This window comes from Octadecabacter antarcticus 307, from assembly GCF_000155675.2.
GTDB lineage: Bacteria > Pseudomonadota > Alphaproteobacteria > Rhodobacterales > Rhodobacteraceae > Octadecabacter > Octadecabacter antarcticus.
In genome coordinates this window covers 411,075-435,494 of sequence record NC_020911.1, presented here as the reverse complement: position 1 = coordinate 435,494, position 24,420 = coordinate 411,075, and the positions used below count along the sequence as shown (strand labels likewise).

Sequence of the window (24,420 nt, the reverse complement as noted above, 5' to 3'; positions counted from 1 at the left end):
AGCCGTTACTTGTCGTCGGGATGTCGGCCCATAAGGCGCAAAAAGGGCCCCGCACGCAGATACGTGCCAGTTTCATGGCGTGACCGCGTGCGCAAAACGGGCGTCGTCGCCGATGCGCCAGCGCTGCTTTCGCGGAGAACGATATACATGCCAGACGCAATAATAATGCTCGCGCCAATGATTGTCGCACGATCGATATGTTCGTCAAAAAACAGCGCGCCATACACAGTGGCCCAGATAATCTGGGAATACTGCATTGGCGCAATGATCGCGGCCTCACCGGATTGATAGGCGGCTATGATGCAGCGCCCTGCAGTCCATGCAAATGCTGCCACAAGCGCGACCAAACCAAGATGTTCAATCGGCATCGGAATGTACACGAACGCCAATCCAATTCCCATCAGAACGAAGTTTGCCATCATCGGGTATAGCAGCATCACGACAGGGCGTTCATCGGCCCCAATACGGCGCACGACGATAGATGCGATGGAACCGCCCACAGCGGCCGTCAATGCCGCCACATGGCCTAAATTCAGATCCGTCGATCCTGGACGCAGCACCACAAGCACGCCCGTGAGACCAACAATAACTGCAAGCCAACGGCGCAAACGCACAACTTCGCCCAAGATCGGTATCGCCAGGATTGTGATCAGCAACGGCGCTGCAAACAGAATCGCATAAGTCTGCGCCAAAGGCAGGATTGTGAACGCGTAAAACGCCGTCACAGCCGTTGCGACCGACGCAACTGTGCGCAGCGCCATCCACCACGGGTGACGTGGCAACAGATTGCCCGGTTTGGCATCACGCATCAGCATGATGGTCGCCAATGGAAAGCTAAACAGCACCGAGAAGAACACGATCTGGATCGGTGAATAGATCGCGCCCAAGGTCTTTACGAAGACATCATGGGTCGCGAACACTCCGAATGCGATCAGCGCCAGAAGCGCGCCTTTGGCGTTTGAAGACATGCTCTATTCTTTCCGTATTCTTGCGACTCGATCATCCCTAGCAAGCAACAGTCTGCCGTCCGTTAAAGTGACGCGTCAAGTGCCGCCAAGATTGCATCAGTCATGCCAGATGTGCTTACGGCAACAGCGTCCTCATCGCCCAACAAATCACCAGTGCGCACGCCGTCTGCCAGCACTTTTTCAATCGCAGCCTCTAGCCGTACGGCCTCATCACCTTGATCAAACGAATAGCGCAGCGCCATCGCGAAGCTGAGGATACAGGCAATCGGGTTCGCCTTTCCTTGCCCGGTAATATCAGGCGCAGACCCATGAACGGGTTCATACATCGCCTTGGGACGGCCATTCCCCATCGGCGCGCCGAGGGACGCGGACGGCAACATGCCAAGCGAACCCGTCAGCATCGCGGCACAATCCGACAAGATATCGCCGAACAGGTTATCGGTATAGATCACATCGAACTGTTTGGGCGCACGGACCAACTGCATCGCGCCATTATCGGCGTACATGTGGGACAGTTCAACTTCGGGATAGTCGGCGTGCACTTCGGTCACGACGTCACGCCAAAGGATGCCCGATTCCATGACATTTGCCTTTTCCATCGAACACAGCTTCTTCGACCGCTTCATTGCCATTTCAAACGCCGCACGCGCGCCGCGCTCAATCTCTGCTTCGGTGTAGCGCTGTGTGTTGATGCCAACACGCATGTTGTCTTCCATGTGGATGCCACGCGGTTCGCCAAAATACACGCCCGACGTCAGTTCCCGCACGATCATAATGTCGAGACCCGCAACGAGTTCTTTTTTCAGGCTTGAAAAATCCGCCAATGCATCAAAACACTGCGCGGGACGCAGGTTTGCGAAAAGGTCCATTTCTTTGCGCAAACGCAAAAGGCCACGTTCAGGTTTGACAGAAAAATCCAGATCGTCATACGCCGGACCACCCACAGCGCCAAGCAAGACTGCGTCTACTTCTTGCGCTTTAGCCATCGTGTCGTCGTGCAAGGGGGTGCCGTACTTGTCATACGCCGCCCCACCAACCAGATCTTCGGATACGTCAAACTGCATGTCACGTTTGGCACCAAACCAGTCAATAACGCGGCGCACTTCGGCCATGACTTCTTTGCCGATGCCATCACCTGGCAGGATCAAAAGGGAAGGGTTCGACATGGGGGATATCCTTATTAAATCTCGGGGCTGGCATGAGTTGGATTCCGCCTAGCCCGTCAGCCCGCACGGGTCAAGAAACCCCTGACTTAAGCCCAAATTAAGGTTGCGTATCAACAAGCGGCCTTAACCCGATCGCAAGCAAATCCCAAACCCGCCTGATCCGCGGCGTGTGGCGCATGGCCTCATGGGCGACCAGCCAGACGGGCAAAGACGGGATCGCCACTCCGGGATCAATCGCCACAATATTAGGGTCATCCCGCGCAACTGACCCCTGGGCAAATCCGATCCCGCAGCCGGCCCGCACAAGGTTCCAATACGTTGCGTGATCGTCACACCGCACTTTGAAAAAATCGCGCGTAACCTCGATCCCAGCCTCGCGAAATCCATCGATGAGTGCGGAGTTGGTGTCGTATCCGACGAAATCATGGTGTGCCAGATCAGCGACACCGTGCAGCGAACCCTTTCGTGCGAAGTAGCTTTTGGATGCACAAATGGTCAGCGGGATGTCACCGATGTGCTGTGTCACTAAATCCAATTGCGTCGGGCGATACATCCGGACAGCGATATCTGCCTCTCGATACAGTAAGTTGCGGGTGTCGTCAGAGGCAACGATTTCGATTCCAATCGCGGGTTCCGCAAGCCGGATTTTCGCGATGATGTCCGGCAGGTGATACAGCGACGTCATCACGCTTGCGGTGATCCGCACGGTGCCGCTCATTCGTGCCGATTGCCCCGCCGCTGTCAGCGTAATTTGCCCCATTGCATCGCGCATCGCCCGCGCGGGGGCGACCAATGCGGCACCGGTTTGCGTAAGTTCAAACCCCCGTGCCTGCCGCGTAAAAAGGCTCGCGCTCAACTGATGTTCAAGCGCCTTAATCTGACGCCCCAAAGTTGGCTGGCTCGCCCCGAGTTTGCGGGCAGCACCAGACAACGACCCTTCTTCAGCGACCATCAGGAAGGCTTGAATCAGGGACCAATCGGCGGGGTTCAATACAGGTGACATACACAACTGAATACATGGCCTGCAAATTTAGGCAATTCCAAACCAAATTTGAATTGCACATATTGGCACCAACACAGGAGATACATCATGAAAAACACCGTTCTGATACTTGGCCCAACGGGCCGCCTTGGCCGCAATGCGGCCCAAGCATTCGAAACTGCAGGCTGGGAGGTCCGTCGATTTGATCGTGACAAAGACACCCTTTGGGACGCAGCGTGGGGCGCATCTGTCATCGTCAACGGCTGGAACCCGCCCTACCCGCAATGGGCGGCCGAGGTCCCAGATCAAACCACGCAAATCATCGAAGTCGCCAAAGCCAGCGGCGCCACCGTGATTATCCCGGGCAACGTCTATGTTTACGGCGCGCAAGGCCCCGAACGGTTCGGGCCTGACACACCGCACCTCGCGACCAATCCATTGGGGCGGGTTCGTGTGAACATGGAAGCGGCATATCGTGCGTCCGGTGTGCAGAGCTTTGTCGTGCGAGCGGGGGATTACCTTGATACGCAAGCATCGGGAAACTGGTTCGACATGATCATTGCCAAACCAATTAACAAAGGTAAAATTTCCTACCCGGGCCACCTTAATCGCCCGCATGCTTTTACGTTTCTTCCCGATGTGGCCGCCACAATGGTGTCACTGGCCGAAAAGCGACACAGCCTTGGCCTATTCGAAGACGTTCCGGTGCCAAGCTTCACTTTGACGGGTGAAGAACTAGCACGTGCCATTTCAACGGTTGTTAGGCGGAAAATCGCCGCGAAACGCATGGCGTGGTGGCCGATAAGCATCGCAAGAATCGCGTGGCCAATGGGCCGTGCCTTGGTTGAAATGCGCTATCTTTGGGACAAACCACACCATATCGACGCATCCCGCCACGCAGCGCTGTGCGATGATGTCGCGATGACCCCGTTGCACGTGGCTTTAACGCAGGCCCTCAATCTCAACATCCACCCAAACGAGGCGGTGCGGCCCGGCGGCCAAGCCATCATTGCCCAGTAGAACCACCATAGGATCATTCGCCGCGGGCCAAAAGACACCCGCGTCCGTAACGTTAAGGTGACGGGACGGCAGTATGTAGGACACCCGCAGATTGCCCGGTCCGTCATCTGACCAATCGGCAGTATCCAAGGCGGGATCACCAACCTGTTCGGGATCCGCCGCCTGTCGCGCGCCTGCACTCATTGGTTTTGCATCCTGTAAATCAGGGCGCGTAAGAACGCCGGCGATACCGCTGCGGATACCTTGTCCATCAAACGGGTCCGCGTTCACGTTACCGATTATGACGGGGTTAATGAGGGGCCCGGCCAGGGTGCCATCCAAAACCGCCTCCCACACCCGCAACTCGTCGCGGTTGCGCAGCCCGTTGAAATCTTCCGGCCCATCAAACACGGGAGGGGTCGCGGAAAATACAAGTAGCGTGATGGTCTGAACGCCAAGATTGATCGGCACGATCCAGTGGCCCGACGACGACACATGCAACACCGCCTGCACGTCGACCGACGGGAATGGCGTCCCGTTCATTTGCGGCAGGACCGCATCCGGCACATCCCGCCAAAGCAGATCTGTCAGGTCAGTGACGTCGCCCACATCGACCGAATGGCGCGATAAAAGCGCTATCCCACCGTCGCCCAAGAAACGACCGTAGCCCATCGCGTCGCGTGCATCGCCAGTGAACCCGTCGCCATCCACGTCAAGCCCCGTCTGCATCCCCGCATTCGGGCGCAGTGCAAATTGGTGCTGATATGGATCTGCGAGGATATCCAAAAAAGCCGACAGTGCTGCGCCGCCCGCATCATAATCGAAGTCAGTGAGGATCAAAATATCAGGGGCGATATGGTTAATGATCGCAACAATAGCAGCAATTTCTTCGTCGTCTTGCTTCGCGATATCGCGCAGCAGCAGCCCTGGCCCATCGCGGCTAAGCGGGGCGGCAAATGTTGCAATTCGAACGATGTCGCTTGATTGGGCAGACGCGGTGGAGACCCCGATCATAAGGGCAATAAGCCAGTAAATTAAGCCGGAATGCCGTCTTCGCCCTGCGTGCGCAGGTATGCCTGTTCGCGCTGAAGCGCGATCATTTGACCCACGCGAAGCATCGCAATGCCGCGCATAATCAAGCTGGCGGGAATGAAGGCCCATCCGGTCATCGTCCAAATTAAGGTGTGTGAATCCTGCAACTGGATCGGGTTGAACATATCCGAGGCGAGTTTCACAAATGCTGGGATCAAGAAGGGCAGCAGAAATCCTAATATAATGTTAAGCTGACCATCACGTTCAAGTCGAGTAACGACGTCACCACCGGCAGTTGGGTCAAATGTAGGCAGGTTCGTCCAGACGTTGAAGCCGCCACGCTGGTTGGGCCAGTTGTTCAACCGCAGCGCCAAGACAAAAAATGCCAATGACAGCAAGGACACAAGATAGCTGAGGCCAGCGGCGGTACGAACATTGTCAATGAGGTCTGCGCTTGCTTCAGTTGGGAGCATCAGGACCACGAGACGAACAGGGGAATAGGGGAAATCCATGGCTTCAGCGAGCGAGCCGCCAACGATGTTGAACAACACTGTCAATGTCGTCGGTTCTGTCACCCCTTTGGCGATGACCGTCAGTGCCAGCACGGTGGCCGCCAAGCCAAAGTAACGCACACGATTAAAGGGTGGTGCGTCCCGAAATTCCATCAAGCTGGGAGAACTGGAGTTGTATTCAACAAACACAAATACACTGGCCACGATGCAAACGAGAGCGACGAGATGTGTTGTATCCGTCGCTGTGCCGGCAAGCATCAGCGATGGCGTAGCGATCATCAATATCACTAAGACTGCCCGTAAGGCAGCGCCTGAAAGCCTTGAAAACACTGCTCTTTTACCCTCATTTCGGTCGGTCGCGATTACGTGCCGCGTCCTTATCCCGTTTCGATCCTGCGCATTGTCGGCAGGTTGCCTCATAATTGCCATAATATTGCCCAAATTCAGTTATCGCTGCAAGTCACCCTTAAGATTTGGCAAAAGATCAGGGCAAATTTGCGGCGATACTGGTGCGAGATTGCAACCATTCCGTAGCATTGGAATTATAGCGTCTAGATGTGGGGGTAGACAGGTTCACGTGGCACAAGGTCGGTTGACGAACTGTTAGGACGTGTGGCGAAAATAAGGGGCACAGCAGAGCGCCCCTTATCAAAATTCAGACCAGTATTCAGCGTTTCAGGATCAGACCCATGGCCGCTCTGCAGACAGCCGCGCCTCATATGTGTCGATAGACGCGACCTTTTCCATGGTCAGGCCGATATCGTCCAAACCGTTCATCAGGCAGTGTTTTTTGAAACTGTCGACCTCGAACGTATAAACGTCGCCATCAGACGAGGTGACGGTCTGTGCCGCGAGGTCGATTTCGATGCGGGCGTTGGCGCCTTTTTCGGCATCCTTCATCAGGGCATCGCGTTCGGCTTCCGGCAGGATGATGGGTAAGATACCGTTTTTAAAGCAATTACTGTAAAATATGTCGGCAAAGCTGGTAGAAATCACGCAGCGGATGCCGAAATCTGCGATCGCCCACGGCGCGTGTTCGCGCGATGATCCGCAGCCAAAATTGTCGCCAGAAACCAGAACGGAGGCGTCGCGGTAGGCGGGTTTGTTGAGAATAAAGTCAGCGATTTCATTACCTTGGCGGTCAAATCGCATTTCATCAAACAGGTTCACGCCAAGGCCAGAGCGCGCGATCGTTTTTAAAAACATCTTCGGGATAATCATATCCGTGTCGATATTGACCAACGGCATAGGCGCCGCGATGCCAGAGAGTTTGTCAAATTTTTCCATTTGTCTTGTCCTTTGCAGGTCGAGGTTAACGAAAACCGCCGAGCTGTTAAATTCTGGTTACCGATTTATTAACCGATGTTAACCGGGCAGTAAGAGTCACACAGCGTGCACAGGTTGTGCACAACCTGTATGCCAGTGGCTGCACGATCAACGCCTACATCAAGTCCCGAACGTCTGTCAGACGGCCTGTGATCGCAGCCGCCGCCGCCATGCCCGGGGACACAAGGTGCGTGCGGCCCTTGTAGCCTTGGCGACCCTCAAAATTTCGGTTCGAGGTTGAGGCACAGCGTTCGCCTTCGGCCAACTGATCAGGGTTCATCGCAAGGCACATCGAACAGCCCGCCATGCGCCATTCAAAACCTGCATCCTTGAAGATATCCGCGAGGCCTTCTTCTTCGGCTTGGGCACGCACAAGACCGGAGCCTGGAACGATCATCGCGCGCATGCCCTCTTTGATCTTTTTACCCTTGAGGATCGCAGCCGCAGCGCGCAGGTCTTCGATGCGCCCGTTGGTACACGACCCGATGAACACCGTGTCGATTTCAATGTCAGTGAGTTTCTGACCCGGTGTGAGGCCCATATAATCGATAGAGCGACGGGCCGCGTCGACCTTGCCACCTGTGAAGCTTTCGGGGGCGGGAACGACTGCGGTGATCGGCAACACGTCTTCAGGGGAAGTGCCCCATGTGACGGAAGGTGCGATGTCTTCAGCCTTCATTGTAACGACGAGGTCCCAATGCGCGTCACCGTCGGAGAACAAGGTTTCCCACCACGCCTGCGCGGTGTCCCATTCGCCGCCTTTGGGCGCTTGCGGACGGCCTTTGCAATAGGCGTATGTTGTGGCGTCTGGCGCGATCAAGCCTGCGCGTGCGCCGCCCTCAATCGCCATGTTACAGACGGTCATACGGCCTTCCATCGACAAAGCTTCGATAGCTTCGCCGCAATATTCGATGACGTAGCCGGTGCCACCCGCCGTGCCGGTTCTGCCGATCACGGACATGGTGATGTCTTTGGCGGTCACACCGGGGTTCAATTTGCCGGTGATTTCGACCTTCATGTTTTTGGATTTCTTCTGGATCAGCGTTTGCGTCGCCAGAACGTGTTCAACTTCGGATGTACCGATGCCATGGGCCAGCGCGCCAAACGCGCCGTGGGTGGCGGTATGCGAATCGCCGCAGACCACTGTCATACCCGGAAGGGTCCAGCCCTGTTCGGGACCGACAATATGCACGATCCCTTGGCGCACGTCGGACACTGGGTAATAGTGGATGCCAAATTCTTTGGCGTTGGTGTCAAGCGCGTCAACCTGAATGCGGCTGTCCGCAGTCATCGTTTCGGCATTGGCACGGTCCAGCGTTGTGGGCACGTTGTGGTCCGGCACGGCGATGGTTTTATCCGGCGCGCGCACAGTGCGGCCTGTCATGCGCAGGCCCTCAAAGGCTTGCGGGGACGTGACCTCATGGACCAAGTGGCGGTCGATATAGAGCAGGCAGGTGCCGTCATCAGCCTCATCAGCGACGTGGGCATCCCAGATTTTATCATAAAGCGTTTTGGGGGACATGTGTCCTCTCCCATTCTGTTGGTTATGGGTATGGATTTTCAACGCGCCCCGAAATTCATCGCAGGCGCACGGCATTATAGATTGGCGTTATAGCTGCGCGAGTATTGTGCACGCGGCACCATAAAAGCGCCAAGGCAGGCGGGCGCGGTCATCCATGTCAAAAACTTGCGTCATGAACTGCAGTTATACCCCCTGCAGGGTTCTCGCAAGGGTGATCCCGTTACAGTGCATGTGCAAAGACCGGTCTGGACCCTTGCTGTTTGCCGCCCCAGATAACAAAGTGTCAGGGTAGCTTAGGAACGCCCATGGAACCGCAAAACACATTAGACCTTGCTGGTCAGGCCGCCGAGATCGCCGAGATTGGCCAAGGGATATGGAGCCAGCTCGTTGTGTTTCTCCAGAGTTTTCTGCGGCCTTGGAATGCGTATCAGTTGGGCATCATCGTCGCGATATTTCTGGTGGCGCATCTGGCCAGTCAAATTCTCAGCCCGCCACTGCACCGCTGGATGCGGACCCGCGAAAGCTGGCCAAAGTGGCGGTTGCGGTGGCTGTTGGTCATTCACCGCAGGCTGCGCGGGATTTTCTTTGTTGCGTTTATCTGGATCGTCTTGATCGTGATGCGCGAAATCACCTGGGGATCACGGTCATATATGATCGGGATCGCGGCTAACCTTGCGCTGGCCTGGCTGATTGTGGTGTTTGCGACGCGGCTGATCGGTAATCCGTTTTTGCGATCCATCGTGCGTTATGGCGCGTGGATTTGGATTACGCTGCGCATCACGGGGCTGACAGATCAGGGGATCGAGGTTCTTGATGCGGCTGCCATTGAGGTCGCCGATGCACGGCTATCGCTTTGGCTGCTGGTGCAAGGCGTGTTTATCCTGTCGATTTTCTTTGTCGTGGCGCGATTTATTTCGCACCAGACGTCGGTGCGCATTCACCGCAACGAAGATATCAGCCCGTCGATGCGGGTGTTGGTCGTCAAGTTTTTGCAAGTGGTCCTGTATGGCTTTGCGTTTTTCGTTGGTTTGCAGGCAGTCGGGTTTAATCTGACAGGCCTTGCGGTGCTGTCGGGTGCGATTGGTGTCGGTATTGGTTTTGGTCTGCAAAAGGTCGTGAGCAACCTTGTGTCGGGGATCATCATTCTACTGGATAAATCGATCAAACCCGGTGACGTGATCACCGTGGGGGAAACGTTTGGTTGGATTAATTCGCTGGGCGCGCGGTACGTCAGCATCACCACCCGCGACGGGCGCGAGTACCTGATCCCGAACGAAGACCTCATCACCACGCAGGTGGTGAATTGGTCACATTCCAACGATTTTGTTCGGTTGGATATCTATTTTGGCACCGCCTATGGCGATAACCCGCGCGAAGTGCGCAAGCTGGCGATTGCCGCGGCCGCCGGCGTGGACCGTGTTCTGGAATTTCGCCCGCCAGTCTGTCACATCGTTGGCTTTGGTGACAGCAGCGTCGATTACATCCTGCGGTTCTGGATCAAGGACCCGACGGGCGGACTGACCAACATTCGCGGCAACGTCTATCTCGCGCTATGGGACGCGTTTGCGGACAACGGCATTTCGATTCCGTTCCCACAACGTGAGGTCAAAATGATCGAAGGGTCGGAAATTAGACACAAGGCGCTGGATTGAGCGGTTGCGATGGTGATGGTCTGGGTTGCGGATAGGGTCGGCATTTGATGCACGGTAATTAAGGTTTGCCAAAAACGGTTCTCTGTTTGCGGCCTTGTCAAGCGGGTTAGCGATCTGTCCGTTCGGGGTCATGGTTCTCTCCGAGGTCGCGCATTGCGCCTCATGATGGTTTTCGGTGGTGGATCGTCTCCAATGTCGTTTGCGGGTTACGTGGCAGTTGCTCCGTCCCAACCGTTTTTACGAGATCGATCAACCTCCGTCCCGTCGGGACTTCGCTTCCCGCCCGTCCGGCAAGAATTCAGTTCAGGCAGTGGCCTCTTGTGTCCATTGATAGTCGGTTCCTGATTTCCAGAGCGTCAGCATCAACACTGCAATCTTGCGCGCGGTGGCAACAGCGGCTTTGCGGAAGCCTCGCCGCCCAGCCAGTCGGACGGCCCAGGACTTCAACGCTGAGAAGCGCTTCACCTGTCTAATGACACAGGACGCCGCTTCAAACAGTAGCCCCCGCATCGCTGCATCTCCGCACTTTGAGACACGGCCCGACCAATCCATTTCACTCGATTGGTGCCGCCTCGGCGTCAAACCGAGAAACGCACCCACGTCTGAGGTTTTACTGAACCGATTGGGATCGTCGACGAGTGCTGCAAAACTGAGTGATACAATTGGGCCAACTCCGGGAATGGTCATGAGGCGACGCGCGATGGGATTACTTTTGGACTTCGCCCTCAATGCGGCATCAAAGTCAGCGGTCGCCTTGCACAGCGTGATGTGGGCGGCGATGAACCCGTCTGCGATGGTGCGCAGCACGGGATCGGTTTCTCCAGCGGCGGCCAGTTGATCGCGAAATCCTTGCCTTTGCTGCGCCTGACCTATCCCAGTCATTCGGATACCAAAGGCCTTCAGAACGCCTCGGATGTGGCCTTCCAGATCCTTGCGCAGTCGGATCATACGCTCTCGTCCTCCGACTAACACCCGCAATAGATCCGACTCTTCACTGCGAATGTGAACCGGAGTGAACCAGTTCATCCGTGCGAGTTGCGCGAGGCCTTCTGCATCAGCGCTGTCCGACTTATTCAACCGTGCAGACAAACTCTTATGGGCCTTGCGGGCATCGATGCAGATTGCTGGTAAGCCCAATTGCACCATCCCGCGTTGTAGCCAGATCGAAAGCTGTCCGCTTTCATGCACAATCCGTTTTGGAGCCAGAGATCGGTTCTTAAACCAACCTGCCACCCCTTCGGGATCAGCTGGCGCGGTGCCTTGTGCCACAATCGCCCCGTCATCATCGATAATACAGATCGAAATTTCTTTGAGCGAAACGTCTAATCCTGCATAATATGTCATGGTCGTTCTCCTCACGGCTTGTTTCCATGAGGCCAGTATAGCAGGACCTCGTTCGCCACCGCAGAGCGGCCGCCGCAATCACACCATGTCCTTTTTGGAGACCTGCGAACGACGCGGTAGGTATCTTGACAAAACTGCAAATATAGTTTAATTATAAGCTATGATGAAACATGCCTCCGTTGCCCTTTCGCTCGCCGCACTCGGTCACGACACCCGCCTGACTATCTTTAGGTTGTTGGTGCGGGCCGGAAATGATGGCCTGAATATCGGTGAGGTCGGCCAACATCTGGGTATGGCTGCCTCTACGCTCGCGTATCATCTCGGGACCTTGGTTGATGCCGGACTTGTCACCCAAGAGCGGCAGGGCCGTCAGATTATCAACCGCGTAGATTTTGATGCGATGCATCAAACCGTGTCCTTCCTGACAGCGGAATGCTGCGCGGGGGTAAGGCTCACACAGGAGGACGCTGCGTAATCGGTGGCGTTTTCTTTCTTGCTCAAAAGAAACTATATATTTAAGGATATAGATATGATTGAAACTTCTCTCAATGTCCGCTCTCGGACTACAGACTTTGCTCATCAGCTCTGGACGAAGGAAAAAGTCTGGCTATTCACCGCATCGCTGCTTTTGGCGCTCTTTGCTCTCTCACCTACACTGGGTTTCACAACCGTAAGTTTTGCCCTCCAGAATTTGCTGAATGTCGCCCCGTTTCTTGCTCTGTCCGTGGGGATTGCTGCTTATGCTGGAGCCACTGGTGCGGATGGTTTGATTGCCCGCGCCTTTACCGGATCACCGGCGGTTATGATCCTGATCGCTGCTGCTGCTGGTGGCCTCTCACCCTTTTGTTCCTGTGGCGTGATTCCCCTGATCGCAGCTCTGTTGGTTATGGGCGTGCCTCTGTCAGCAGTCATGGCATTCTGGCTGGCATCCCCTGTGATGGATCCATCAATGTTTTTGTTGACCACCGGCACGCTTGGTTTTGAATTTGCAGTCGCTAAAACGATCACAGCGCTCTGCTTGGGTGTCTTCGGCGGGTTTGTCGTTCATATGGTAACGCGTGCGGGCGGACTGACCGATCCATTGAGTGAAGGCGTTGGCAATGGCGGATGTGGGGGAGCCAAGGTGCGCACAGAGCAGCCGGTTGTTTGGAAGTTCTGGAGCGACGATGCGCGAGTTGCTAAGTTCTGGCGTGAAGGGATCAAGACCACATTGTTTCTCGCAAAGTGGCTGACACTGGCGTTCATTCTGGAAAGTTTGATGCTGGCGTGGTTGCCCGCTGATCTGGTTGCCCGCACACTTGGCGGCACTGGGATCGCACCGATTGGTATAGCAACGCTTGTGGGTGTGCCCGCCTATCTGAACGGTTACGCCGCGCTGCCGCTGGTTGGCGGGCTGATGGAGCAGGGTATGGCACCCGGTGCAGGTATGGCGTTTTTGGTTGCAGGCGGGGTCAGTTCGTTGCCTGCTGCCATCGCCGTTTGGGCATTGGTCAAGCGGCAGGTGTTTTTCCTGTACCTCGGACTTGCGCTAACAGGGTCGTTTGCGAGCGGGTTGCTGTTTCAGCTCTGGACGACCTTCTGAAACTTGCTTCGATTGTAAACAAGAATTGCAGGCCTCATTGAGCGGCCTGCAAAAAAATCTGCCTCTTCCAAAAACCCGCCTTTTTGGCACGAACGCTGACTGCTGCGATTGACGCCATCAAAACCCCGTTCAAAATCGAGGCCGTTGTTGAACGGTTTTGCGGCTCTTATGCAGGGGGCCAGACTTGGGATCATGAAATTTCTTTGCGTCATATCCGCAGCAGACATTACTGTTTAGCGTTCGCGATGCGACTGATTTCGTCGGGAAACTGGCAGAATTGCCGCAGCGCAGCGGATCGGATTTCTGATCATTGAAAAGCCATGCATCGCTTGTTAAGTTAGAAGATGCCTAGCGCCGGGGTTTTGACGGCGGATTCTCAGGAGGACAATGATCTGTCTCTTACTTCATCGGCAGGCACCCCTGCCAACACAGGGATCCACGCAATGAGCGTGCAAGCCCCAAATTCTGACACCACGCTGGCCGCTGTTCTTAAATCTTTGGACGACGACAAGGGCGAAGATGTGGTGCAAATCAATCTGCACGGCAAATCGGAGATGGGTGACTACATGGTCATCGCGTCCGGTCGGTCTTCGCGGCAGGTGTCGGCGATGGCTGAAAAGCTGACCGACCGTCTGAAAAAATCCTTTGGGATTTTGTGCAAAGTCGAAGGCCGTGCCACGGGTGACTGGGTCTTGATCGACACAGGCGACGTCATTGTGCATGTCTTCCGCCCTGAAGTGCGCGAGTTCTATCAGCTCGAAAAGATGTGGCAGAACCCAGGCGAAGCCACGGCAGAACACAACGCCGCAGAGGCCGCCAAAAGAACAACGTAATGCGTATGACGTTTTGCGCCTAACGTTGTGCGTCGTGGGCCGCCTGCGGGCTGGCCCCGAACGCGTTCTGATTGACGACTACCTTTTGCGATTTGACCGGACGGGTCGGGCCCTTGGCCTCGGCCCTATCGACGTACGCGAAGTTGAGGACCGCAAAGGCGGCGGCATGGCGGCTGAGGCCGTGTTGCTGGAAAAGGCATTGCCCAGCGGCGCGGCTGTGATCGCGCTGGACGAGCGTGGAAAGATTAGGTCGTCGCCTGAATTTGCCAATGATCTGGCGCGGTTTCGCGACGACGGACGCAGCGACCTAGCATTTATTATTGGCGGTGCGGACGGGATTGACCCAAGTCTGCGGGCCAAATGTGCGGCGTCTTTGAGTTTTGGTAAAATGGTCTGGCCACATATGTTGGTGCGGGTGATGCTGGCAGAGCAGTTGTACCGTTCGGCCAGCATTCTGGCTGGCGCGCCCTATCACCGCGCTTAGGATTTGAGTTGTATTTGCCAAGATGAAGGTGGGTCCGCTAGAAGGTGGCAACCTTTGGAGAGACAAACATGACCATTCCGAAACCTGTCGTTCTTTGTATTCTGGATGGATGGGGCAAACGTGCCGAGGTCGCGGGCAATGCGCCTGCTTTGGCCCATACTCCGAATTATGATCGTATCATGGCGGGCCCTGTGGCCGAACTGATCACACATGGGCCGGACGTGGGGTTGCCGCGAGGACAGATGGGCAATTCAGAAGTCGGACATACCAACATCGGCGCAGGACGCGTGGTGGCAATGGATTTGGGCGCGATTGATCTGGCGATTGAGGACAGGTCATTTTTTGACAATGCGGCGCTGGCGGCATGGGCCAAGCAGTTGAAAGCAACCGGTGGCACCGCGCATATTTTGGGTCTGGTCAGTGATGGCGGGGTACACGGCCATATCGTGCATATTCAGGCGGCGCTAAAGACACTGACGGATCGCGGCGTTGCCGTGGTTATGCATGCCATTACCGACGGGCGCGACGTTGCGCCGAAATCCGGTGCAGGTTTTATGCGCGATTTGATTGATGGGATGCCGGAGGGCGTGACGATTGGGACCATTTGTGGGCGCTACTACGCGATGGATCGCGACAATCGATGGGAGCGGGTTGAAACAGCCTACCGCGCGATGGTTCAAGGCGTTGGTTTGAACGGGGGCGACGCTGCCAGTGTGATCGACGCGGCCTATGGCGGCGATGTAACGGATGAGTTTGTGCCTGCCACGGTACTGGGTGACTATGCGGGAATGGCCGACGGTGACGGGGTGTTTTGTTTGAACTTCCGTGCCGATCGCGCCCGTGAAATTTTGGCGGCGATGGGTGATCCCGCTTTTGACAGGTTTGACGTGTCGGGTCGACCAGCGCTGCATATGTTAGGACTGGTTAATTATTCCGGTCAGCATGACGACTATATGACCACATGTTACCCCAAGCAAAAGATCACCAACACGCTGGGCGCATGGGTTGCGGCCAAAGGTTTGCGCCAGTTTCGTGTCGCAGAGACCGAAAAATACCCCCATGTGACGTTCTTTTTGAACGGCGGGATTGAGATGCCCGAGGTTGGCGAGGATCGCTATATGGCGCCATCACCGAAAGTCGCGACCTATGATTTGCAACCAGAGATGTCGGCGGCCGAAGTGACGGATGCGTTCGTTGGGGCAATTACGGAGCGGTATGATTTGATCATCTGCAACTACGCCAATCCCGACATGGTCGGGCATACCGGCGATATCGCGGCGGCAGTGAAAGCCTGTGAAGCGGTGGATGCAGGGTTGGGTCGGGTGTTGGCAGCACTTGCGGCGGCGGGTGGTGCGATGATTGTCACCGCCGATCATGGGAATTGCGAGACGATGATTGATCTGGAAAAAGGTGGGCCGCACACAGCGCATACGACCAATCCGGTGCCTGTGGCGCTGGTTGGTGGACCCAAGGCTGCGCGACTACATAACGGGCGGCTGGCGGATTTGGCGCCGACTTTGTTAGGGTTGATGGGGCAGGATTTGCCGCCCGAGATGACGGGCGAAAGTCTGATCGAGTGAAGGTTCTAACCCTCATATGTGCGCTGCTGGCGGCACCGCTTAGCGCGCAGACTCCGGCAGAGGCGGCGCGCGCAGCGTCGGCGCAGCTGCAGGAAGCGCAGGCAGCTTTGCGGGCGGCGCAGGGGCGGTCTGATCGTGTCGCGGCATTGACCGAAACGGTACAGGCATACGAGGCGGGCCTCGCGGCGTTGCGCGATGGGTTACGCCGCGTTGCGATCCGACAACGCACATTAGAGACTGATTTGGCGGCGCGATCCGATGAGGTGGCGCGGCTGTTAGGCGTCTTGCAGACCATTGGGCGGGCCCCTGCGCCGATCCTGTTTTTGCACCCGTCGGGGCCGATGGGCACGGCGCGGTCGGGAATGATGTTGGCGGATGTAACGCCTGCGTTGCAAGATGAGGTGACTGCGCTGCGAGAACAGATTGAAGAAGTGGCGGTTCTGCGCGGTTTGCAAACCGATGCCCTGACTGTTCTTCGGGCCGGATTAGACGGTGTTCAAACCGCGCGGTCAGCATTGAGTGCGGCAATTTCGGATCGCACCGACCTGCCGCAGCGGTTTTTGGCGGATCCTGTCCAAATGGCAGTTCTGCTGGCGAGTGCGCAGACTTTAGACGCGTTCGCGATGGGGCTGGCACAAACACAGGCCGGTGGCGGGCCAGACGCCAGAACCGTCAAGGGCGCTATTCCACTGCCTGTCGTGGGCCAAGTGATCCGACAGTTCAACGAGGCCGATGCTGCAGGTGTCACACGCCCCGGTGTTTTGATCGCGACACGGCCCCGCGCGCTGGTTTTAACGCCAGTGTCGGCCACCATCCGCTATGCGGGACCGCTGCTAAATTACGGCACTGTGGTTATTCTAGAACCCGCCGCCGGCACACTTTGGGTGATCGCAGGGCTGGCTGAGTCATTTGGCGAGGCCGGGCAGATCGTGCCAGACGGCACGCCAATCGGTCTGATGGGGGGCGTCATCGTGGACGCTCAAGCGATTTTGAACGAAAGCGCGCAAGGTTCTGCCGGACAACGCACGCAAACGCTTTATCTTGAAGTCAGAGACAGGCAAGGTGTCGTGAACCCCACGGATTGGTTTGCGTTTTAGGTAACGTACGTCGTGTAGGCAAAAACGTGATAATGGGAATAATTAGATGAACAAATTTGCAATGGCCGCCACGGGCGGAATTCTGCTGGGTGCGATCGTGACTACGCAGATCGCGGGTCCGCTGATTGCGCAGGAAGCCAACAATAACGCAAGCGTTTATGAACAGCTTGATTTGTTTGGCGATATCTTTGAACGCATCCGTGCGCAATATGTCGAAGACGTGGACGAAGCGGCCCTTATTGAGGCGGCGATTGACGGTATGTTGACCTCACTTGATCCGCATTCCAGCTATCTGTCGCCCGAAGATGCCGCCGAAATGCGTGAAACGACACGTGGTGAATTTGGCGGACTGGGCATTGAGGTCACGCAAGAAGAAGGGTTCGTAAAGGTCGTGTCGCCGATTGATGGCACGCCCGCCGCCGAAGCCGGCATGGAATCGGGTGATTTTATCACCAGAGTGGACGGTGAAAACCTGCTGGGTTTGACGCTGGACGAAGCTGTTAAATTGATGCGCGGCCCTGTCGGGTCCGAAATTATCATCACCGTGGTACGCGAAGGTGTGAATCAGCCGTTCGATGTGTCCATCATCCGAGACACCATCACATTGACCGCTGTGCGCAGTCGTGTTGAGGGCGAGACGGTTGTGCTGCGCGTTGTAACATTCAGCGACCAGACCTATCCAAGCCTCGAAGAACAACTGGCCGAACAAGTGACCGAAGCTGGCGGCATCGAAAACGTCAACGGGTTCGTCATTGATCTGCGCAACAACCCCGGTGGTCTGTTGAACCAAGCGATTGCCGTGTCTGATGCGTTTCTGGACGCTGGTGAAATCACATCGACCCGTGGCCGCGACCCCGACGATGGTCAACGCTGGAATGCCCGTGAGGGTGATCTGGCCGAGGGTTTGCCAATTGTCGTGTTGATCAACGGCGGGTCTGCATCCGCGTCAGAAATCGTGGCCGGTGCGCTGCAAGATCACCATCGTGCAGTCGTCATTGGCACAAATTCGTTCGGCAAAGGATCTGTACAAACAGTCATGCCGCTGCGCGGTGACAGTGCGATGCGTCTGACAACGGCACGGTATTACACCCCGTCGGGTCGATCCATTCAATCGCTGGGCATCTCGCCTGACATCATCGTTGAACAGCCGCGTCGTGATCCTAATGCCGAGGTGGTGGAAGAAGAAGATGCAGTGTTTTCCCGGTCCGAGGCGGACCTGCGCGGTGCGTTGGAAAACGACAGCCTGACTGACGACGAGATTGAGCAAATTCAAGCCGACAGGATGCGCGCCGAAGATGCTGCCGCCCTGCGGGTGGAGGATTATCAGATGGCCTATGCCATTGATATACTCAAAGGTTTGCAAGTTCTTGGTGCCAACGACGACAACTAGTATTTCCCGTGAGGGGATGCTGCGCCGCCGAGGTTACACTCGGCGGCGTATTCATTTGAAGGATCACCTGATGGCCAAAGCATTAACCGCTGAACAGATTGCGAAACTGCCCTATCGCCCCTGCGTCGGGCTGATGGTTGTGAACGCCAATGGACATGTGTTTGTCGGCCAGCGCGTGGATCGCGACCAAGACGCGTGGCAAATGCCGCAAGGTGGCATTGATCCGGGCGAAGACGTGACCACGGCTGCCTTGCGCGAATTGGGCGAAGAAACCGGAATCACGCCTGATCTGGTGGTGATCGAGGCGGAAACGGACGGTTGGCTGCCCTATGATTTGCCCCATAATATCGTGCACAAAATCTGGAAAGGTCGCTATCGCGGTCAGGAACAGAAATGGGTGCTGATGCGGTTCACAGGCAGCGATGACCAGATCAATATTGTACAGCCGCACCAAGAATTTTCCGAGTGGACTTGGATTTCTCCCAAGGATCTGCTGTTGAGCATCGTCCCATTTAAGCGCGACGTTTACGCGGCCGTGCTAGAAGCATTTGGAGACCGAATATGAAGGTTATGTTAGCGGCAGCTTTGGTCGCCATCGCGGGGCAAGCACAGGCGTTGTCGTGTATGCAATCCGATGTGGCGCGCACGTTTGGTTGGGCATCAGAAGCGGAAGAAAGGTATGTCGTATTGCTAGGGGCGTTTGCGTTTTCGCCGCCTGTGAAGACCCAAACGGATACGAATATTCCGCAATCTGTGCGGCTGCCTGCGACGTTTTCAGGGAAATACCTTGGGGCCGACGGGTTTGTGACGGCACCCACACTTGACGTCACTTTGAATTTTGAGTGTTTGGCGCACTGGTGCGGGTCGATCAGCCATGATGAAGCCATTCTCACATTTGTTGAGCAAACGGCGGATGGTTACGTTTTGAACGTGAATCCCTGCCACAGCACGATATTTGCGCCAGACGACGGATACGTGCAAACCGCTGAATCGTGTATGCGCGGAACTGGCTGCGACGAACGCACGTTTTAACGCAGACGGTTCAGCAATCGAAGCGATGCATAGCCGTCAGGAATGATGTCGCTGGCCAGTTGATAGGTGCGGATGGCGTTGATTGTCAGCGGCCCGATGCGCCCGTCGATGCCCAAGGTATCGAACCCCGCCGCCGTCAGACGTTCCTGCAATTCAACCCGTTCCGCGCCGTTCAGCACCCGATCATCACGCGGCCATGTGGTTTCGATTGGACCCCCGCCTGCGATACGATCAGACAAGATGCCAACACCGATCACATAGGCGTCGGCGGTGTTGTAGCGTTCGATCACCTCAAAGTTCGGGAAGATCATGAACGCCGCACCCATCGCCCCTGCGGGCAATAGGATCGACGCGGCTTCGTGATCAGGAACTGCGCGTCCAGCCATATCAACGACACCAATCGTCGCCCATTCGCTTGGTAATTTTTCGTTTCCGCGCTGCGCCGTGGCGTAATCAAAACCTTGCGGAATTTGCACTTCTATGCCCCAAGGCTGCCCCTGCACCCAACCGAAACTGCGTAGGTAATTGGCAGTAGAGGCGAGCGCATCAGTCGGATCATCCGCCCAGATATCGCGCCGCCCATCACCATTTCCATCCACTGCATATTCCAGAAAACTAGTCGGCATGAATTGCGTGTGACCCATCGCGCCAGCCCATGATCCGGTCATATTGCGCGGGGCCGTGTCGCCCGCCTGTAAGATTTGCAAGGCGGCAATCAGTTGTTGTTCAAAGAATGCGCCACGCCGCCCATCATAGGCCAGTGTCGCCATGGCTCCGATGACATTGGTGCTGCCGCGGACCGCGCCATAGGCTGATTCCAAGCCCCAGATCGCAACGACGACCTCTTTATCGACGCCAAACGTCTGTTCGATCCGGTTCAGCAGTTGCATGTTGTCGGCCAGTGCCCGGCGGCCATTGCGCACGCGTGCGTCCGATACCGCAGTGTCGAGGTAATCCCACAGCGATTTGGTGAATTCGGATTGGTTGCGATCACGATCAATCACTGTGGTGTTGTAGGTAATTCCGTCAAAGGCCGCGTCGAATGTGGCCTCTAAAATACCCTGGCGCGTTGCACGATTGCGAAAGCCAAAAATCCAAGCGTTGAAGCCTTGGTTTGCGGTCTGCACTTGGGTAATTGGGCTGATGTGGACAGGACCATCTTGCGGAATTGGGCCCGCAAAACCCGAGCCCGCTGCGCAGATTGCACCAGCCAAAAGAACGCGAAAATTTAACATACCACCACCCGAGATTGAGGGACCCATCCCTCCATCTACCGCGCATGTTTCCAAATCGGAACCAATAGACTGGCGCGCGGGCGATCTTCCGCTCGCTCACGTGCGGGTTCGGTTGACCTTACGCGCTGTTTTTGAGGCCTTTTTCTTGGCCGAGCCAAATTTGCGCCGCGGTGATTTTCCCCGGTTGGATGGGCGGCCCTGCGGCATCGCCTTGCCATCAATTTCCAACAGATCAACGATCAGTCCACCCGTGACGGGCGCCGCTTCGACCAGTTTCACAACGACCCGCACACCAAGGCCGATCACGACGCCGGTGTCGGACCCCATCAGGGTCTGGTTGTCGGCGTCATAGTGGAAATATTCGGCACCCAGATTGCGGATCGGGATCATGCCATCGGCACCGGTTTCATCAAGCTTTACGAACACGCCAAACTTGGCGATGCCGCTGATCCGCCCCCCCATCACAGCGCCGACACGTTCGCTCAGGAATGCCGCAAGGTAGCGGTCCGTCGTGTCGCGTTCGGCCACCATGGACCGACGTTCAGTGTCCGATATTGCCTGCGCGGTTTCAGGCAACATCGCCTCATCCTCGGGCGTTAAACCGTCCTTGCCCCAACCGTGTGCCGTGATCAATGCGCGGTGTACAATCAGGTCAGAATAGCGGCGAATGGGGGAGGTGAAGTGCGCGTATGCCTTAAGCGCCAAACCAAAATGCCCAAAGTTATCAGGGCTGTAATACGCCTGCGTCATGGAACGAAGCGTGGCGATATTAATCAGTTCCGCGTGGTCAGTGTCCGCCGCTTGGTTGAGCAAACGGTTCAGGTGCGCGGTCTTGAGAACCTGCCCTTTAGCCAATTGCAACCCAGCAGATTCAGCCGTTTCACGCAGCGCGTCGAGCTTTTCGGTTTTTGGTTCTTCATGAACCCGAAACAGCAGCGCAGTCTTTTTGGCGACCAAAGTTTCCGCAGCGGCGACATTTGCCAGCACCATGAATTCTTCAATCAGGCGGTGCGCATCAAGGCGATCCTTAAATGCAACATCCGTGACCACGCCGTCCGCATTTAGGATGATTTTGCGTTCAGGCAGGTCGAGTTCGAGCGGCTGGCGCACAGCGCGCGCTTTTTTCAACGCGTCGTAGCAGGCGTACAAGGGCCGTATTACGTCATCAAGAAGTGGCGCGACTTTGTCGTTAATCTCACCGTCCATCGCAGCCTGAACTTCTTCGTAATTCAGCGACGCGGGGGACGTCATCAACCCGCGCACAAAGCGATGCGAAGTCTTGTTGCCGTCGCGGTCGATCTGCATTTCCACGGCAATACAAGCGCGCGGCACCCCTTCGTGGAGCGAACACAAATCACCCGACAAACGGTCCGGCAACATCGGCACAACACGGTCGGGGAAATACGTGGAATTGCCACGCTTGCGGGCTTCGATATCCAGTTTGGACCCCGGCGTGACATAGTGCGCGACATCTGCAATCGCGACCCAAAGCGCAAAACCGCCGTCGCCATTGGGGATGGCACAGCAGGCATCGTCATGGTCGCGGGCATCCCACGGATCAATGGTGATCAGCGGCAGGTGTTGCAGGTCGTCGCGCCCTTTAAGGCCCGCAGGTTTGGCGCTGTCAGCTTGCGCGACGACATCATCGGGAAAGTGATCAGGAATGCCGTGTTGGTGGATCGCAATCAGGCTGACAGCGCGCGGCTGTGTCGGATCGCCCAATCGCGCCACGATGCGCGCCTTTGGCAGGCCCATGCGCCCCTTCGGTCCAGCCTGCTCAGCCTCAACCAACTCGCCATCTTTGGCATCACCCGTGGCACCCGCCGCCACGATCCATTCCTTTTGCGATCCTTTGTCGACGGGCAAAACACGCCCACCTTCCGTTGCCACACGGAACACGCCCAAAATACGCAACGGATTGGTTCCAATGCGGCGGATCAGACGTGCAGTATAGGCGAAATCTTCGCCAATCACTTCGGTCAGACGACCCAACACACGTTCACCCGCGCCCAGCGCCGGTTCCTCCGCTTTCATCACCATCAGGATGCGCGGTGCATCGCCGGTTCCGGCCCATTCTAGGGGGCGCGCAAACAGATCACCATCGCTGTCAGGGCCAGTCACCTCCAACACGGACACTGGCGGCAACTTATTGGCATCACGATAAGACGATTTGCGCTTTTGCAATTTCCCGTCGTCTTCGAGTTCGCGCAGCAGATATTTAAGGTCAATGCGCGCCGCCCCCTTGATGCCAAACGCCTTCGCGATGTCACGCTTGGCCGTTTGGGTGGGGTTTTCGGCGATCCAGTCAAGGATCTCGGTCTTGGAGGGTATACGTGTCATGGGTTTTGCCTATCACGGCTTATCGCCAGCGTCAGATGCAATCTGCTCTACAGTTTCTTTGGTTTAAAAATACCAACTTTCTTGCACGGGCCGCAGGTGTTGCGCCTTCAAGAAAAGTAGCTACGCAAGATACGGTCATAAATCGCCTTAAGCTGGGTGATTTGTTCAACTGGAACGCATTCATCTACTTGGTGCATGGTCTTGCCGACCAGACCGACCTCAACAACAGGGCAATGGTCTTTGACGAACCGTGCATCAGACGTGCCGCCTGTCGTGGACAGTTCTGGCGTCATGCCTGTCTCTGCCAACACTGCAGCGCAGACCAGATCGGACAATTCACCGGGGGGTGTGATGAAACTTTCACCCGACACGCGGCAGGCCATGTCGATTTGCACGCCAAAATCTGCGGCCACCACATCAACCTCGCCTTGCATCCATGCGATGACGGATTGCGATGTATGCAGGTCATTGAACCGCACATTTGCGCTGGCTTTACAGATGGCGGGGATGACGTTGGTGGCCGGGTTTCCAGTGTCAATTGTCACCACCGCAAGGGTTGATGGATCAAAGTGGTCCGACCCTTTGTCCATTTCATAACTGGCCAATCGATCCATCAGGCGCACCATCGCAGGCAGCGGGTTGTTGGCGCGGTGCGGATAGGCGGAATGGCCTTGTTTACCAGTCACTGTGAAGTGCGATGTCAACGATCCACGACGCCCGACTTTAATCATTTCGCCCATGACATCCGGGCAGGTCGGTTCGCCAACGATGCAGGCGGTCATCGCTTCGCCGTGGGACCGCATCCAATCCAGCAACGCAATGGTGCCATCCGTGGACGGGCCTTCTTCGTCGCAAGTGATCGCCAAGATGATAGCCCCATCTGGCGGCGTAACTTGCACAAAATCAATCGCTGCCGCCGCGAATGCTGCGACGCCGGACTTCATGTCCGTGGCACCACGGCCATAAAGAACGCCGTCACAGATTTCGCCGCCAAACGGATCAACCGTCCATGCGGCAGCGTCACCCACGGGCACAACGTCGGTATGGCCGTTAAAGCCGAAGGATTTGTTGGCCCCACGTGCGCCCCACCTCGCAAAAAGGTTTGGCGTGCCTGCGCGGTCCACGCGCCACGTTTCAAACCCTGCGTCGGACAAAAGCCGATCAAGCAGTTGCAACGCGCCACCCTCAGTTGGCGTGACGGTAGGGCAGCGGATCAGATCAACGGTGAGGGCGATGGGATCAACGGGCATGAAAACTCTCCTGATTACCCCTGCGTTACCGATGATTTGAAGCCGATGCAAACCCTCGCGGCCATGCCTGAGTCGTGTCTGGGATATGCCCCAT

Annotated in this window: 23 protein-coding genes; 11 read left to right on the top strand and 12 right to left on the bottom strand. The window is 56.4% G+C overall.

All coding sequences use genetic code 11. The features are described 5' to 3' along the window. Positions 1–5: 5 nt before the first annotated feature. The 3 genes from OAN307_RS02295 to OAN307_RS02285 form a co-directional block, all read right to left on the bottom strand. Positions 6–968, bottom strand: coding sequence for a DMT family transporter (locus tag OAN307_RS02295; RefSeq protein WP_015498247.1), 963 nt, complete (start codon positions 966–968; stop codon positions 6–8). A 62-nt stretch (positions 969–1,030) separates the two neighbouring features. Then, the gene (leuB, locus tag OAN307_RS02290; protein ID WP_015498246.1) at positions 1,031–2,134 is read right to left on the bottom strand and encodes a 3-isopropylmalate dehydrogenase; all 1,104 of its coding nucleotides are present in this window, start codon (positions 2,132–2,134) and stop codon (positions 1,031–1,033) included. Positions 2,135–2,231: 97 nt separating this feature from the next. Then, on the bottom strand, positions 2,232–3,137 hold the full coding sequence (locus OAN307_RS02285; protein WP_015498245.1) for a LysR family transcriptional regulator: 906 nt from the start codon (positions 3,135–3,137) through the stop codon (positions 2,232–2,234). Positions 3,138–3,224: 87 nt separating this feature from the next. Between OAN307_RS02285 and OAN307_RS02280 the strand changes: the two genes are divergently transcribed. After that, complete coding sequence (locus OAN307_RS02280) at positions 3,225–4,136, top strand: Rossmann-fold NAD(P)-binding domain-containing protein (protein ID WP_015498244.1); 912 nt, start codon at positions 3,225–3,227, stop codon at positions 4,134–4,136. On the opposite strand, the gene OAN307_RS02275 is transcribed toward OAN307_RS02280, so the two are convergent. The 4 genes from OAN307_RS02275 to leuC all read right to left on the bottom strand — a co-directional run bounded on the left by OAN307_RS02275 (position 4,059) and on the right by leuC (position 8,507). Beyond that, complete coding sequence (locus OAN307_RS02275) at positions 4,059–5,129, bottom strand: endonuclease/exonuclease/phosphatase family protein (protein ID WP_015498243.1); 1,071 nt, start codon at positions 5,127–5,129, stop codon at positions 4,059–4,061. The two genes, OAN307_RS02280 and OAN307_RS02275, sit on opposite strands and share 78 nt — an antisense overlap. A 20-nt stretch (positions 5,130–5,149) precedes the next feature. Beyond that, positions 5,150–5,938 carry a hypothetical protein gene (locus tag OAN307_RS02270; RefSeq protein ID WP_015498242.1) on the bottom strand — a complete coding sequence of 263 codons (789 nt, stop codon included), beginning with the start codon at positions 5,936–5,938 and terminating at the stop codon, positions 5,150–5,152. Positions 5,939–6,340: 402 nt separating this feature from the next. Then, entirely contained in the window at positions 6,341–6,946 is a 606-nt protein-coding gene (gene leuD / locus OAN307_RS02265; protein ID WP_015498241.1) for a 3-isopropylmalate dehydratase small subunit, read from the bottom strand. A 154-nt stretch (positions 6,947–7,100) separates the two neighbouring features. Continuing rightward, positions 7,101–8,507: a 3-isopropylmalate dehydratase large subunit gene (leuC, locus tag OAN307_RS02260; RefSeq protein ID WP_015498240.1), complete on the bottom strand. Its 1,407-nt coding sequence runs from the start codon at positions 8,505–8,507 to the stop codon at positions 7,101–7,103. A 305-nt stretch (positions 8,508–8,812) separates the two neighbouring features. Between leuC and OAN307_RS02255 the strand changes: the two genes are divergently transcribed. After that, positions 8,813–10,159: a mechanosensitive ion channel family protein gene (locus tag OAN307_RS02255; protein WP_015498239.1), complete on the top strand. Its 1,347-nt coding sequence runs from the start codon at positions 8,813–8,815 to the stop codon at positions 10,157–10,159. 303 nt (positions 10,160–10,462) lie between these two features. Here OAN307_RS02255 and OAN307_RS02250 read toward each other — a convergent pair whose 3' ends face one another. Next, complete coding sequence (locus tag OAN307_RS02250; RefSeq protein WP_015498238.1) at positions 10,463–11,503, bottom strand: IS110 family RNA-guided transposase; 1,041 nt, start codon at positions 11,501–11,503, stop codon at positions 10,463–10,465. A gap of 160 nt (positions 11,504–11,663) precedes the next feature. Here OAN307_RS02250 and OAN307_RS02245 point away from each other — a divergent pair, with 160 nt between their 5' ends. Together OAN307_RS02245 and OAN307_RS02240 are read left to right on the top strand one after the other, a co-directional pair. Next, positions 11,664–11,978, top strand: coding sequence for an ArsR/SmtB family transcription factor (locus OAN307_RS02245; protein WP_015498237.1), 315 nt, complete (start codon positions 11,664–11,666; stop codon positions 11,976–11,978). A 54-nt stretch (positions 11,979–12,032) separates the two neighbouring features. After that, positions 12,033–13,085 carry a permease gene (locus OAN307_RS02240; RefSeq protein ID WP_015498236.1) on the top strand — a complete coding sequence of 351 codons (1,053 nt, stop codon included), beginning with the start codon at positions 12,033–12,035 and terminating at the stop codon, positions 13,083–13,085. On the opposite strand, the gene OAN307_RS02235 is transcribed toward OAN307_RS02240, so the two are convergent. Next, positions 13,064–13,312: a hypothetical protein gene (locus OAN307_RS02235; protein WP_044043058.1), complete on the bottom strand. Its 249-nt coding sequence runs from the start codon at positions 13,310–13,312 to the stop codon at positions 13,064–13,066. The two genes, OAN307_RS02240 and OAN307_RS02235, sit on opposite strands and share 22 nt — an antisense overlap. Positions 13,313–13,528: 216 nt before the next feature. On the opposite strand from OAN307_RS02235, the gene rsfS reads away from it, so the two are divergent. The 7 genes from rsfS to OAN307_RS02200 all read left to right on the top strand — a co-directional run bounded on the left by rsfS (position 13,529) and on the right by OAN307_RS02200 (position 19,501). Then, on the top strand, positions 13,529–13,918 hold the full coding sequence (gene rsfS, locus OAN307_RS02230; protein WP_044044430.1) for a ribosome silencing factor: 390 nt from the start codon (positions 13,529–13,531) through the stop codon (positions 13,916–13,918). A gap of 13 nt (positions 13,919–13,931) precedes the next feature. Continuing rightward, a complete protein-coding gene (gene rlmH, locus OAN307_RS02225; protein ID WP_015498234.1) occupies positions 13,932–14,402 on the top strand; it encodes a 23S rRNA (pseudouridine(1915)-N(3))-methyltransferase RlmH in 471 nt (156 codons plus the stop codon). A 68-nt stretch (positions 14,403–14,470) separates the two neighbouring features. After that, a complete protein-coding gene (gene gpmI, locus OAN307_RS02220; protein WP_015498233.1) occupies positions 14,471–15,982 on the top strand; it encodes a 2,3-bisphosphoglycerate-independent phosphoglycerate mutase in 1,512 nt (503 codons plus the stop codon). Continuing rightward, entirely contained in the window at positions 15,979–17,079 is a 1,101-nt protein-coding gene (locus tag OAN307_RS02215; RefSeq protein ID WP_015498232.1) for a murein hydrolase activator EnvC family protein, read from the top strand. Before gpmI ends, OAN307_RS02215 begins: the two co-directional genes overlap by 4 nt. Positions 17,080–17,125: 46 nt before the next feature. Beyond that, the gene (locus OAN307_RS02210) at positions 17,126–18,469 is read left to right on the top strand and encodes a S41 family peptidase (RefSeq protein WP_015498231.1); all 1,344 of its coding nucleotides are present in this window, start codon (positions 17,126–17,128) and stop codon (positions 18,467–18,469) included. A gap of 70 nt (positions 18,470–18,539) precedes the next feature. Next, positions 18,540–19,034, top strand: a complete 495-nt coding sequence (locus OAN307_RS02205) for an RNA pyrophosphohydrolase (protein ID WP_015498230.1) — start codon at positions 18,540–18,542, stop codon at positions 19,032–19,034. Continuing rightward, entirely contained in the window at positions 19,031–19,501 is a 471-nt protein-coding gene (locus OAN307_RS02200; RefSeq protein ID WP_015498229.1) for a hypothetical protein, read from the top strand. The genes OAN307_RS02205 and OAN307_RS02200 overlap by 4 nt, the downstream gene beginning before the upstream one ends. Here the strand turns inward: OAN307_RS02200 and OAN307_RS02195 are convergent. From OAN307_RS02195 to dapE, 3 genes are all read right to left on the bottom strand, one after another. Next, the gene (locus OAN307_RS02195; RefSeq protein WP_015498228.1) at positions 19,498–20,736 is read right to left on the bottom strand and encodes a lytic murein transglycosylase; all 1,239 of its coding nucleotides are present in this window, start codon (positions 20,734–20,736) and stop codon (positions 19,498–19,500) included. The two genes, OAN307_RS02200 and OAN307_RS02195, sit on opposite strands and share 4 nt — an antisense overlap. A 96-nt stretch (positions 20,737–20,832) precedes the next feature. Then, positions 20,833–23,076, bottom strand: coding sequence for a ribonuclease R (gene rnr, locus OAN307_RS02190; RefSeq protein ID WP_015498227.1), 2,244 nt, complete (start codon positions 23,074–23,076; stop codon positions 20,833–20,835). 107 nt (positions 23,077–23,183) lie between these two features. After that, complete coding sequence (gene dapE, locus OAN307_RS02185; RefSeq protein ID WP_044043055.1) at positions 23,184–24,326, bottom strand: succinyl-diaminopimelate desuccinylase; 1,143 nt, start codon at positions 24,324–24,326, stop codon at positions 23,184–23,186. Between the last annotated feature and the right edge of the window lie 94 nt (positions 24,327–24,420).